The sequence below is a fragment of the Pantoea sp. SIMBA_079 genome (genome assembly GCF_046940275.1).
Taxonomy (GTDB): Bacteria; Pseudomonadota; Gammaproteobacteria; order Enterobacterales; family Enterobacteriaceae; genus Pantoea; species Pantoea borealis.
The window spans coordinates 1-255 of sequence record NZ_JAWRYR010000585.1; the positions used below are offsets into that span (position 1 = coordinate 1).

Sequence of the window (255 nt, forward strand, 5' to 3'; positions counted from 1 at the left end):
GGCGAAGCCGGCGGCATCACCCAGCACATCGGCGCGTACCACGTCGAAACCGACAAGGGCGTCATCAGCTTCCTCGACACCCCGGGCCACGCAGCGTTCACGTCGATGCGTGCCCGCGGCGCCAAGATCACCGACATCGTGGTGCTGGTGGTCGCGGCTGACGACGGCGTGATGCCGCAGACGGTCGAGGCGGTCAAGCTCGCGAAGGCGGCGAAGGTGCCGTTGATCGTCGCGATCAACAAGATCGACAAGTCG

At 66.3% G+C, this 255-nt stretch carries 1 protein-coding gene; it reads left to right on the forward strand.

Going from position 1 to position 255, the window contains the following annotated elements; translation table 11 throughout:
* Positions 1-255, forward strand: a 255-nt coding sequence (locus SB719_RS21290; protein ID WP_412159908.1) for a GTP-binding protein, incomplete at both ends; no start/stop codon positions are given.